Annotated in this window: 11 protein-coding genes; 2 read left to right on the top strand and 9 right to left on the bottom strand. The window is 69.5% G+C overall.

Annotation, left to right across the window (positions count from 1 at the left end; translation table 11 throughout):
* Positions 1-131: 131 nt before the first annotated feature.
* Together FB384_RS08180 and FB384_RS08185 are read right to left on the bottom strand one after the other, a co-directional pair.
* The gene (locus FB384_RS08180; RefSeq protein ID WP_183781010.1) at positions 132-1,082 is read right to left on the bottom strand and encodes a D-alanine--D-alanine ligase family protein; all 951 of its coding nucleotides are present in this window, start codon (positions 1,080-1,082) and stop codon (positions 132-134) included.
* 36 nt (positions 1,083-1,118) lie between these two features.
* The gene (locus FB384_RS08185; protein WP_183781014.1) at positions 1,119-2,483 is read right to left on the bottom strand and encodes an aminotransferase-like domain-containing protein; all 1,365 of its coding nucleotides are present in this window, start codon (positions 2,481-2,483) and stop codon (positions 1,119-1,121) included.
* A 253-nt stretch (positions 2,484-2,736) separates the two neighbouring features.
* On the opposite strand from FB384_RS08185, the gene FB384_RS26790 reads away from it, so the two are divergent.
* Together FB384_RS26790 and FB384_RS08200 are read left to right on the top strand one after the other, a co-directional pair.
* Positions 2,737-3,501, top strand: coding sequence for a GNAT family N-acetyltransferase (locus tag FB384_RS26790; protein ID WP_323985165.1), 765 nt, complete (start codon positions 2,737-2,739; stop codon positions 3,499-3,501).
* Positions 3,502-3,698: 197 nt separating this feature from the next.
* Entirely contained in the window at positions 3,699-4,463 is a 765-nt protein-coding gene (locus tag FB384_RS08200; protein WP_183781017.1) for a hypothetical protein, read from the top strand.
* Positions 4,464-4,541: 78 nt separating this feature from the next.
* Here FB384_RS08200 and FB384_RS08205 read toward each other — a convergent pair whose 3' ends face one another.
* The 7 genes from FB384_RS08205 to FB384_RS08235 all read right to left on the bottom strand — a co-directional run bounded on the left by FB384_RS08205 (position 4,542) and on the right by FB384_RS08235 (position 12,086).
* On the bottom strand, positions 4,542-5,735 hold the full coding sequence (locus tag FB384_RS08205) for an N-acetylmuramoyl-L-alanine amidase (RefSeq protein ID WP_183781020.1): 1,194 nt from the start codon (positions 5,733-5,735) through the stop codon (positions 4,542-4,544).
* A 269-nt stretch (positions 5,736-6,004) separates the two neighbouring features.
* Positions 6,005-6,370: a thioredoxin gene (gene trxA, locus FB384_RS08210; RefSeq protein WP_323985288.1), complete on the bottom strand. Its 366-nt coding sequence runs from the start codon at positions 6,368-6,370 to the stop codon at positions 6,005-6,007.
* An 8-nt stretch (positions 6,371-6,378) separates the two neighbouring features.
* Complete coding sequence (gene trxB / locus FB384_RS08215) at positions 6,379-7,380, bottom strand: thioredoxin-disulfide reductase (RefSeq protein WP_183781025.1); 1,002 nt, start codon at positions 7,378-7,380, stop codon at positions 6,379-6,381.
* Positions 7,381-7,549: 169 nt separating this feature from the next.
* On the bottom strand, positions 7,550-8,761 hold the full coding sequence (locus FB384_RS08220) for a Cmx/CmrA family chloramphenicol efflux MFS transporter (RefSeq protein WP_323985166.1): 1,212 nt from the start codon (positions 8,759-8,761) through the stop codon (positions 7,550-7,552).
* 241 nt (positions 8,762-9,002) lie between these two features.
* Positions 9,003-9,803 (bottom strand): hypothetical protein, encoded by an 801-nt coding sequence (locus FB384_RS08225; RefSeq protein WP_183781028.1) that lies wholly within the window; start codon positions 9,801-9,803, stop codon positions 9,003-9,005.
* Complete coding sequence (gene sigM, locus FB384_RS08230) at positions 9,800-10,411, bottom strand: RNA polymerase sigma factor SigM (RefSeq protein ID WP_183647489.1); 612 nt, start codon at positions 10,409-10,411, stop codon at positions 9,800-9,802. Before sigM ends, FB384_RS08225 begins: the two co-directional genes overlap by 4 nt.
* Positions 10,412-10,538: 127 nt before the next feature.
* Entirely contained in the window at positions 10,539-12,086 is a 1,548-nt protein-coding gene (locus FB384_RS08235) for a protein kinase family protein (RefSeq protein WP_183781031.1), read from the bottom strand.
* Position 12,087: the final 1 nt, after the last annotated feature.

The raw sequence follows: 12,087 nt of genomic DNA on the forward strand, positions 1-12,087 counted from the left end.
CCCCGGGTCATTACGTCACGGTGACGATTACTCGTGGTGGTGCCGAATCACCGACCGTGTGAGATGACAACGGCGCCCGGAGCGAAGTCGCTCCGGGCGCCGTTGTCGTGTGATGACCTGGCTGCTGGCGCTCAATTGCCGCGAGCGGCGGCACGTCCGATCAATTCGTCGAACACCTTCCCCAACGAGGTGCCTGCGGCTTCGAACGCCATCGGCACCGTGGAGGTTTCGGTGAGGCCCGGTGAGGAGTTCACCTCGAGAAAGTGGACCGTTCCGTCGGCGGCCACGATCGCGTCGGTGCGGGAGATGTCGCGCAGCCCGAGTGTCCGGTGCGCACCCACCGCCAGCTCCCCCACGGCCTTCTCGACGCCGTCGTCGAGCCGTGCGGGCGTGAAGAAGTCCGTCAGCCCGGCCGTGTAGCGCGCGGTGTAGTCGTAGACGCCGTTCTCCGGAACGATCTCGACCGCGGGCAGGGCCTGCGGCCCGTCCGAGCCTTCGACGACGGTCACGGCGACCTCGGTGCCGTCGATGTACCGCTCGGCCAGCACCGTGTCGCCGTAGGCGAAGCAGCCGACCATCGCGGCAGGCAGCTCCGTCGCGTCGCGCACCACCTGAGCGCCGAGCGCGGAACCGCCCTGGTCCGGCTTGAGGATCAGCGGCAGGCCGAGCCGTTCGACCATGGCGTCGAGCACCGACTGGGCGCCGAGCTCACGGAATGTGCTGTGCGGCAGGACGAACCAGTCCGGGGTGGTGAAGCCGGCGCCGGACACGAGTGCCTTCGCGATCGGCTTGTCCCACGCACGCCGGCAGCCCTGCGAGTGGGTGCCGACGAACGGGACGCCGAACATCTCGAGCACGGTCTGCACCGAGCCGTTCTCGCCTTCACCGCCGTGCAGTGCGACGACGGCCGCGTCGGGCCGCTGCTCGCGCAGTCTGCCGATCAGGCTCGAATCGGTGTCCCATTCCTGGACGGTCAGTCCGGCATCGCGCAGCGCGACCGACAACCTCCGTCCGGACCGCAGCGAGACGTCCCGTTCGTGGGAGAGGCCGCCCGCGAGGACGGCGACAGTACGTTCGGCCACCCGTGAAACTCCTTGGGGCTGAAGGGAAAACGTCGATCAGGCCGTGTCCGGTCCGGGGGTCTGCGGCCCGGACACGGCACGGGTGGTGACGCTACCGAACGTCCGCATCAAGTCCATTTCGGACTCCAGTACGCCGGCAAGGCGGCGCACGCCCTCGCGGATCCGCTCGGGCGTCGGGTAGCAATAGGACAGTCGCATCTGCCTGCTGCCGAGGCCGTCCGCGTAGAAGCCCGTGCCCGAGGCGTACGCCACGCGGGCGGTGACGGCGCGTGCCAGCATCGCCTTCGCGTCGACGCCCTCGGGAACGGTCAGCCACACGTAGAACCCACCCTCGGGGTGGGTCCAGCTGCAGCCTTCGGGCATGTACTGCTCCAGCGAGCTGATCATCGCGTCCCGGCGTTCGCGGTAGTTCTCGCGGAACGTCTTGATCTGGCCCTTCCAGTCGTGTGTCGTGAGGTACTTCGACACGACGAGCTGGTTCAGCGTCGGCGGGCACAGCGTCGCCGATTCGGACGCGAGCACGAGCTTCTCGCGTACCGCGTGCGGAGCGAGTACCCAGCCGACCCGCAGCCCCGAGGCGAACGTCTTGGAGAACGAACCGAGGTACACGACGTTGTCCGGGTCCATCGACCGCAGCGCCGGGTAGGTCTGCCCGTCGAAGGCGAGCAGACCGTACGGGTTGTCCTCGATGACGAGCACGCCGTACTGCCGGCAGATCTCGAGGATCTCGGCCCTGCGCTCGACGGCGAGCGTCACGCCTGCGGGGTTGTGGAAGTTGGGAATCGTGTAGAGGAACTTGACCCGTTTGCCCGCCTTCTCGCATTCGGCGAGCGCGCTGCGGAGGTTCTCGGGCACGAGGCCGTCGTCGTCCATGGCGACGTGCACGACCTCGGCCTGGTAGGCCGCGAACGAGCCGAGCGCGCCGACGTACGACGGCCCCTCTGCGATCACGACGTCACCCGGGTCGCAGAACAGCCGCGTGACCATGTCCAGCGCCATTTGCGAACCCACGGTGACGACGACGTCGTCGGGGTGGCCCGTGATGCCCTCCATGGCCATGACTTCGCAGATCTGCTCGCGCAATGCGGGCACGCCGTGCGCGGAGCCGTACTGCAGAGCCGTCAGCCCGTCCTCGGCGATGAGTTCGCTCATCTGCTGCGACAGCGACTCGAGCGGGAGCGCGGCGAGGTTCGGCATGCCGCCGGCCAGCGAGACCACCTCGGGGCGGCTCGCCACGGCGAACAACGCTCGGATCTCGGACGCCGTCATGCCCGCGGTGCGGGCGGCGTAGCGCTCGACGTGCGGGTCGAGGTTGGTGTGGCTGCCCGGTTCGGTGCCGGGCCTGGCCTCGGGGAGATTCGGCTCCGCGCTCTGCGAATCCGGGACCTGGGGTTCGCTCATGGCATACTTCCGTCTGCTTTTCGTGGGGAAAGCGTTCGGCGGCTGGACTCTGGCCCGCGTGCTTTACCTACGGGTAGTTGTTCGAGTGTAACCACAGGTGGTAGTGCACCTCCCGCCGTTGGCGTGCTCGTCACATCGGCATATGCTGGCCCGTGTTACTCGCCCCGCGTGCGGTAGGCGCGCGGGCGGCGTCCGTCGGTGCCGGTGGATGCGGTCTGCCATGGCCGCACGGCCCTGCAGTACGGGAGGTCTGGTGTCACGTCGCATCGTGGGCGTCACGCTGGACAACCTTGAGCAGCTGCCGCAGCACTGCCGGCGCTGTGTGTACTGGGAACTCGCTCCGCACCTGAAGCAGCAGGCCGAGGAATTCGGCGAGACCGAGGTCGAGAAGGAGGCCTGGGTCTCAGGGGTACTGCTCGAATGGGGTTCGTGCGGACGGATCGTCTACAGCGGGCGGCTGCCCGTCGGTTTCGTGCTGTACGCGCCGCCGAACGCCGTCCCCCGGTCGGATGCGTTCCCGACGTCGCCGCCGAGCCCGGACGCGGTGCTGCTGACGGCGTTCCACATCCTGCCGGAGTTCCGCGGTAGCGGTCTGGGCCGGATGCTGGTGCAAGCCGTGGCGAAGGACCTCACCCGACGTGGGGTGAAGGCCATCGAGGCATTCGGCGACGCCGGTCCGGAAGAGCCGGACATCGAGGCGCAGGGTGCGGGCAGCGCGTTTTCCGGTGCTGAATCCTCGGGCATGGGGTCTCCGAGCACGGCGTCTTCAGGCACGGAGTCGTCCGGTGCTCGGACTTCCGGTGGTGCTGGGGACGACGACGGCCATTCGTGTGTGGTGCCGGCCGCGTTCCTGCAGAGCGTCGGGTTCAAGACCGTGCGGCCGCACCCCCGCTGGCCACGGTTGCGCCTGGAGCTGCGGTCGTCGATCTCGTGGAAGGAAGACGTCGAGGCGGCGCTGGAGAAGCTGCTCGGCGAGGTCACGATGACCACGGCGACGTCGTCCAGCTCACGCGCCTGATCCACTGCCCGGCCGTCCGGGCGACATAGTCACCGCGATCCCGATTCCGGACCACCTCCGAGTTATCCACAGTTCTGTGCACAACTCGCACGGTTATCCACAGATCGCGGTGGCTTGTGCACAGTCACTCGTTCGGTGGTCGCTCTGAGTGCTCAGATCCACCACCCTGGGTCACTTCGAACCTGGGGGAGGGTGCGTTGGGTAAGCGCTGGGTCACATTGCCGGATGGTCGGCGGGTCCTCATCGACAGTGACCGTCCGGACAAGCCCAAGAAGGGCCGCAAGGCCGTCGCGGGTGCGGCGGTGGGAGCTGTGGCGTTGGCCGGCCCTGGTGTCACCGGAGGCTTCGGCGCGGGTGGCCTCGGGACAGCGGCAGAGGGGGCGTTGTCGCAGGCCATGCGGACGGCGGTGACGCAGGGGGCCAAGCACGCCGCGAAGGGGCGTACGGCCAAGGCGCTGCGTTCCCTGAAGCTCCGACCCGCGAAATCGCGCAAGCCCGCCGGCCGCGGCAAGCCCGGCCGAGCTCGCCGGGACCGGGTACGGGACCGGATCGACCACGCCGCCGAGTGCGCGATGTGGTCGTACGGCGAGGTGCAGCAGTTCTTCTCGACCAGGCGGTGCCGGGAACTGACCAGGCGGCTGATCCCCGTCACCGACGAGCACGGCAACCGCATCGCCGTGTCCGTCGTGTGGGTTCGGATGCCGCGCGCCGCCGGAGTGACGGATCTGCGGCGCCTCGTCGACAGGTACGGCACGGGTAGCGTCACCGCGCTCGGCGCCGTCGGACCGCGGATCGGCAGTGGCGAGTTCACGGGCGAGGCCTACACCTCCACGCGGCGGGGACGAGACCGGCTGGTCATCTCCGAGGCGGCGCTGCTCGGCGGCTCGCCGGACGACGAGACGCTCGAAAGGATGGAAGCCGCCACCCGGGTGGCGGTTCGGCTGCCCCGGCCGAACCGCTAAGAGCCGCGACATCGGAACGTCACCCGATCGGAACCCGGCTCACCCAGCAGTGCCCTGTCCGGTGTGAACCCGCCCGGACTACTCCGCCTTCGCGAGTTCGTGAGCGAGGACGTCGGCGAACGTGAACGTGCCCGTGGGCTGGTCACCCTCACCGAGCAGGTACAGCCGCTTCACGGAGATGAGCAGCCCCTCGGCGACCACGTCGCGGAAGGCCGGATCCGACATCCTGAGCCGGTCCTGGCCGTTGGTGAGGTAGCCGATCTCGACGCGCACCGCTGGGCAGCGCGTGCGCGTGAAGATGTCCCACGTCCTGGGGTGCGTGCGGCAGTCGAGCAGGCCGGTGCGGGCGGCCAGCTCCCGTTGGATGTAGCCGGCGAGCAGCTCGCCGACGGTCGAGGTGGTGCCGTTACCGGTGCCGAAATGGAAGCTCGCGACACCCTGGGCGTGCGGCGAGGAGTTGCCGTCGCTGTGCAGCGACAGGAACAGGTCGGCGCCCGCGTCGTTCGCGAACTGCGCCCGCTCGATCTCCGAAGGGCTCCGGGTGGGCCCGCGGGAGATCAGCGCCTCCATGCCGGTGGCCTTCATGCGCCCTTCGAGGCGGCGCGCCAGGTCCCACGCGATGTCCCGTTCGGCCACCCCGCCGACCTCGACGCCAGGGTCGTCGCCGCCGTGCCCCGGGTCGATGACGATGCGCTTGCCACGGAGCCGGGGCCCGGCCTGCCGCACCTGCTCCTGCTCACGCAGGAACACCGGACGGCCACCGCGCGCACGCGGCGACAGCTGCCGCAGGGCACGGACCGTGGAAGGACCGCAGATGCCGTCGATGGTGAGCCCGTAGTCACGCTGGAAGTTCTTCAGGCCGCGCTCGGTCTGGGGTCCGAAATGCCCGTCCGGCCTGCCCGCGTTGTAGCCCAGCTCGGTCAGGCGCTCCTGCAGCGAGAAGACGTCGTCCCCGTGCACCGGCGACGAGACGAGAAAGGCCAGCGGGCGGCTACCCAGGTGGTAGCAGGATCCGCGCAGCGCACGGTACGTCGCGGGGCCCACCACACCGTCGGTGATCAGGCCCCGGCGCTGCTGGAACGCGCGGACGGCGTGTTCCGTCTGATCGTCGAAGACGGTGTCCGCGCCGTCCGGTGCGCCATTGGTGTGACCGGCGCCACTTTCTCCGTGAGCGCCGTTGGTGCCCGCACCCGGGAGTAGGTCCAGGCTGACCAGCAGGGACCTGATGTCGGCGACGTCCGGTCCGCTGTCGCCGCGGCGGAGTACCCGCATGCACTCCTCGCTCTACCTTGGGCATCGGACCAGCGGGCGGATGACTGCCCGATCCGGTGCTTGATGCTGTGCAAACCAATACAGGACGTGGGGCCCTGCGCCTGACTATTGTGCCTTGCGCTTCCTTGCCGAGCGCGCCAGGCCCGTCTCGGAAGCCCATCACCTACGTGACGATCGGCCCACGCCTGCGTGACGCGCATCGCGGGAAGAAAATGCGAAAGCCCGGGACGGGGAGGACCACGTCCCGGGCTTTCACGTGTCGGTCTTCGTCAGAGGACTTCCGACAGGTCGTCGAGCAGCGCCGCCTTCGGCTTGGCGCCCGTGATCTGCTTCACCGGCTTGCCGCCCTGGAACAGGATCAGCGTCGGAATCGACATGACCTGATAGTCGCGAGCGGTGTTCGGGTTCTCGTCGATGTCCAGCTTGGCGATCTGGATCTTGTCCTTGTGCTCGGAGGCGATCTCCTCGAGCACCGGGGCGATCATCTTGCACGGGCCGCACCAGGTGGCCCAGAAGTCGACGAGCACGGGCTTGTCGTTCGTGAGCACCTCGTCGGCGAAGCTGGAGTCGGTGACCTTGACGGTGTCGGTCATGGTGCCTCTTTCTGTGTCGTTGGGCCTGGTACCTGGTGAAATCGGATCGGTCAGTGGGCGGCGCCGGCGGTCGCGTAGCCGCCGCCCACCATCTCGGAGGTCTCCGCCGCTTCGGCCACGTGGGCGTGCTCGGCGAGCCAGCGCTCGGCGTCGATGGCCGCGGTGCAGCCGCTGCCCGCGGCGGTGACGGCCTGCTGGTAGGTCTGGTCCACCAGGTCGCCTGCGGCGAACACGCCGTCGACGTTGGTGTACGAGCTGCGGCCCTTGGTGAGCACGTAGCCCGATTCGTCGACCTCGACCTGGTCGCGGAACAGCTCGTTGCGCGGGTCGTGGCCGATCGCGACGAAGAAACCCGTCACGTCCAGCGTGGACTCCTCGCCCGTCACCGTGTCCTTGACCTTCAGGCCGGCCACCGTGCCGTCCCCGAGTACCTCGGTGACCTGCGAGTTCAGCTGCCAGCGGATCTTGTCGTTCTGCTGGGCGCGCTCGAGCATGATCTTCGAAGCGCGGAACTCCTCGCGCCGGTGGACGATCGTGACGGTCTTGGCGAACTTCGTCAGGAACGTCGCCTCCTCCATCGCCGAGTCGCCGCCGCCGACCACGGCGATGTCGTGCTCGCGGAAGAAGAAGCCGTCGCAGGTCGCGCACGACGACACGCCGCGGCCCAGCAGTTCCTGCTCACCCGGAACGCCCAGGTAACGCGGCGCGGCGCCGGTCGCGAGGATGACGGAGCGAGCGGCGTAGCGCTTGCCGTTCGCGGTGACGTACTTGACGTCGCCGGTCAGTTCGAGCTGCTCGACGTCCTCGGCTCGCAGGTCCGCCCCGAAGGTCTTGGCCTGCTCGCGCATCTCCTCCATCAGGTCCGGGCCCTGGATGCCGGACCGGAAGCCCGGGTAGTTCTCGACCTCGGTCGTCGTCATGAGGGCACCGCCGAACTGGGAACCCTCGAACACCAGCGGCTCGAGCTGTGCGCGTGCCGCGTACACGGCCGCGGTGTACCCCGCGGGACCCGACCCGACGATGATCAGGTTCCGAACGTCCTCTGCAGCCACTGGTTTCCTCCGCTTCGATAACGCCTGACACCGGGTCCAACAGCATCGTAGGTGCGTCTGTTCCCGCCGTGGCCCACGCCCGCATGTGACGGGTCTTTCGCCGGCGTGCGCTCCCGCGATGTGGACGGGAAAGGTCCATTGCCGACCGTGCGCCCCCGGTATTACGCCGCTAGCGCGCCACGCTCGGCTCCTGACCGACGGTGCGCTTCGGCCGGCCGGCGCGGGCTTGGAGTGTGAGGTCCCAGGCCCACAGCAGGAGTGCGAGCCCGGCGACCGCGGCTCCGACGGCCGGGACGGCCGGGTAGGCGTGACCGGCCGCGAGTACGAGGCCACCGATCCAGGGACCGAGGGTGATGCCGACGTTGAACGCGGCGACGTTTCCCGAAACGGCGAGCGTGGGCGCGTCGGGGGCGATGGTCATGAAGCGGGAGTTCAGCGCCGGGTTGGTGCCGAACCCGAGCACGCCGAGCGCGACCACGAGCACGACGGTCGTGCCCACGTGGTGCGCGGTGAGAGCGAGCAGCAGCGAGGTCATCAGCAGCCCGGTGAACCCGATGCCGAGGACGGCCCTGGGATGACGGTCGGCGGTCTTTCCCCCGATCGCGATACCGATGAGGGCACCGAATCCGTATCCGAACAGCACCGCAGGAACCCACGTCGAGTCGAGGCCGGTCGTCTCGATCAGCATGGCGGCCAGGTACGAGAAGGTGCCCAGCAGTGCGGTGGTGGCGACCGCCGTCATCGCGTAGGAGAGCCACAGCCGGGGCGGCCTGAGGCCGCGCAGCTCGTTGCGCAGGCTCGGCGGGTTCTCCGGCCGGAGGGGCGGAACCGCGGCGATGATCGCGGCCGCGCCGACGGACGAGAGGACCGCGACCGCCCAGAAGGCCCCGCGCCAGCCCAGGTGTTGCCCGATCCAGGTGCCTGCGGGCAGGCCGACCACGGTCGCGACCGTGAGTCCTCCCGCGACGATGCTCATCGCCCTCCCGCGTCGGTCGGGCCCGACGAGAGCCATCGCGGTGCTGCCGCCGACGGCCCAGAAGCCCGCGTAGGCGAACGCGCCGACGAACCGCATCGCCAGCAGCAGCCCGTAGCTGTCGGTCAGGGCGCTCACGACGTGGCTGAGTACGAACGCGGCCAGGAAGACGAGCAGTGCGGAACGTCGCGGCCAGCGCAGGGTCAGTACCGCCAGGGTCGGTGCGCCGACGAGCATGCCGAGTGCGAATGCGCTGATGAGCCAGCCGGCCGTGGGGATCGTCACGTCCAGGTCGGCCGCCATCTCCGGCAGGAGACCGGCGAGCATGAGTTCGCTGGTGCCTTGCGCGAAGATCCCGAATCCGATGCCCCAGATCGCGAGCGGCATCCCGCTCCGTTTCGCTGCCACGCCCACCCCTTTTTGTATCGATCGATAGCAAATGCTGAGCCTAGCAGTTATGTATCGATCGATATAAAATTCGCGGTATGGCCTCCACCACGACGCGCGGACGTCCCCGCGGATTCGACCGGGACGCGGCCCTCGACCGGGCGCACGAAAAGGCCGGCGGCGTCCTGGAGTGGACGCCGCCGGCCGTTCGCTGAATCTGCGCCGCCGGGCGTTGCTCGGCCGGGAATCCGGCCGAGGCGGCTCAGCCGCCTGCGCCGATGACCCGGTCGACCACCGGTGCCGAGCTGCAGTCCGCGCTCACTGCGACCACGCGGAACTGGGCGGACTCGCCCGTCGTGTAGATCGCCATGACGGCTTCCTCACCGTCGATGGTGACCGGCCGCACCCCGGCCGGCTCCTTGCTCGTGTCGGCTCCCGCCGCCTGGACACATTGGTCGAAGCGGCTCCTCGTCTCGAGCGGACCGAAGTCGCGTACCGCCTGGACGCTGCCGATCGCAGCGGCCAGGTCGCCGTTGTCCTTCGTCAACGCCAGCGGCCCGGAATCGTCCGAAGGAGCACCGGCATCGCTGTCGCCGGACTGCTCCGACGGTGCGGGCTGCGCCACTCCCGGCGTCTCGCTGCCTCCGCCGAGATTCGGCACGGCGATCGCGACAGCGGCCACGACCGCGGCGGCCACCGCGATGAAACCGGCAGCCATGCCCTGCTTCTTCCGCCTGCTGCGAGCACGGTCGAGACTGACGACGTTCGTTCCTGCGGCCTGCTGCTCACGCGTGCGTTGTTCGTCGGCGAGCGCCGCGTCGAGCCGCGAAGCCACGTGGGCGGGCATCGGCCCGACCGGTTCGCGGCTCAGGGAACCCAGGTCCGCCTGGGCCGCCTCCAGCGCCTCGATGACGGCTCGCGCCTCCGGGTCGGCGTTGACGCGAGGCCACAGCTCGGCCGCTTCGCTCTCGCTCAGCGCACCGGCGTGCAGGTCGGCGAGCACGTCGACAGACAACGCGGAACCGTCGGCGGTCCCGCCATTCCCCCTGAACTCGTCCGTCATCGTCGTCCCTCCCCGTGTTTGCTTTCGTAAGTTGGGACGCCGCCTTCCTCCGTCGGGTTCCGTAGATGACCGAGAAGTTTCGCCAGTTTGGAGCGACCTCGCGCACACCTGCTCTTAACCGTGCCGTCAGCGATACCCAACATCTCGGCCGTCTCCGACACCGAGTACCCCTCGACGTCGACGAGCACGATCGGGGCGCGCTGATCCTCCGGCAGCTGGTCGAGTGCCTCCTTGATGACCAGGGACGTCTCGCGTTCGGCCATCGAATCACGCGGCACTGCCGGTTCCTGGTGCCCCTCCTCGGGCAACGGCACGGTCGGTTTGGCCTGACGCCTGCGGATGCGGTCGAGGCACGCATTCACGACGATCCGGTGCAGCCACGTTGTGACCTGCGACTCGGCGCGGAAGTTGGACGCCGCGCGGAAAGCCGAGATGAATGCGTCCTGCAGCGCGTCGGCGGCCTCCTCCGGGTCGCGGACCGTGCGCAAGGCGACGGCCCACATGCGGTCTCGGTGTCTGCGTACGAGCTCGTTGAACGCGTGCGGATCGCCGGCGGCGTGCGCCTTGATCAGATCCGCATCGGTGGGCTCGGCGGTGGGCGCTGTCACCCGGAAGAGATTACTAAGGAGCGCTACGGCGTGAGCACGCCCTGCGTGGATCGTCCGGGTGACATCGCGTTGCCGGGAATGTCGTCGTCGGCCCGGGCGGGTCGGCGACGCCCGCTGCGCGGGGCGGTCACGCCGAGGGCAGGAACTTGACCTCGCCGAACTCGGAGTTGAGCTCGGGTTCCTCGCCTCCCAGGGTCTTGACCCAGACGATCACGTGCGTGCTGTCGACGGGCTGGTCGAGCGAGATCGTCGTGTTGATGTCGTCGAGCTTGCCCTGGCCGACGACCTCGGTCGCGTCGAGGGGTGCGTTCGGCGAGTCGCTGGTGCGGATCTCCACCTCGGTGCCGGGGCTGTCGGCGATGACCCGCACCTTCGACAGGTCGATCGACTCGTCGAAGGTCGCCAGCAGGCCGACGCCACGCTTCAGCGCGGGCAGCTGCTGCTTGTACAGGTCGGTGCGCCACACGGTGGCGGGGTCGCCGTCGGTGGCCTTCGGCGCGTCCGAGGGACTGTCGCCTTCACCCTCGGGGTTGTAGACGGTGATCTCCGACGGCTGCACCGGCCGGCCGGTCTGTGTCTGCTGGTTGCCGTTTCCGTTGTTCTGGCCGTTTCCGTTGTTCTGCCCGCCGTCCTGCTGCTGGGCAGGTGGGTCGGCGAGGTTGACGGGCGGGCCCGAGGTGTCGCCGTCGTCCTGGAAGAAGTTGATGGCCATCATGCCGAGCCACGCGAGCACGGCGACGGCGGCGCACACGAGTGCGGTGACACCGAGTGCGAGCTTGCGGCGACGCGCCTTGTCCTTGGTCGGCTTCTTCGTGGTCCACACGCTGCCGTCGGGCTCGGCCGGTTCGGCCTGCGCCTGCTTGGCGCGTTCGGCTGCCTCGGCGGCGTGGTCGAGCGCGCGCAGGATCGCCGCGCTGGTGCGGATGCCGCCGTGGTCGCCGTCCTCGATGGTGCGTACGGACAGTGCCGACAGCTCCGGCGGCACCCGCGGCTGCAGCGACTTGGCCGGCACGATCCTGCCGGTCGGCGACTTCGGTGCGGGCGGCAGCGCGGGCGGGCCGCCCGGCAGCGCCCACCGCCCGGTGAGCAGCAGATACAGCACCGAGCCGAGGGCCTTGACGTCGTCGCGCAGCGTGGCGTCGGGCAGCGGGCCGGGGAACGCCAGCCGCAGCCTGCCGTCCGGGGTGAGCCGGAGCCGCTGCGGGTGGTCGATCCCGAGCACGAGGCCGGACTGGTGTGCCTGGTCGACCGATTCGGCGAGGGCACGCACCATGCGGGCGGCCGCGCCGGGTTCGACGGGGCGTTCGGCGACAAGGTCGATCAGGTCGGTGCCCTTGGTCCATTCGGCCACGACGATGCCCAGCAGCCCCTCCGACGAGGAGATGCCGCTGCCGAGTGACAGCACGTCGAGCACCCGGGCCACCCCGGGGTGCTCGAACGTCGCGGCGTGCGCGGCGCGCTCGAGCGTGCGCCTGCCGAGCAGGGCGGCTTCCGGGTCGGCAGGGTCGCCGACGAGCATGGTCAGCGCGACGTCCCGGCGCAGCTGCCCGTCGCGCGCACGCCACAGGTGGGCGCCCGCGCGTTCGTCGATGCCGAACTGCGCGAGCAGGCGGTAGCGGCCGTCACCGACGACCCCGCCGGGCGCCAGCGCACCACGCTGCGCTCTCGTGCCCATC

Source organism: Prauserella sediminis (assembly GCF_014195435.1).
GTDB classification, from domain to species: domain Bacteria; phylum Actinomycetota; class Actinomycetes; order Mycobacteriales; family Pseudonocardiaceae; genus Prauserella; species Prauserella salsuginis.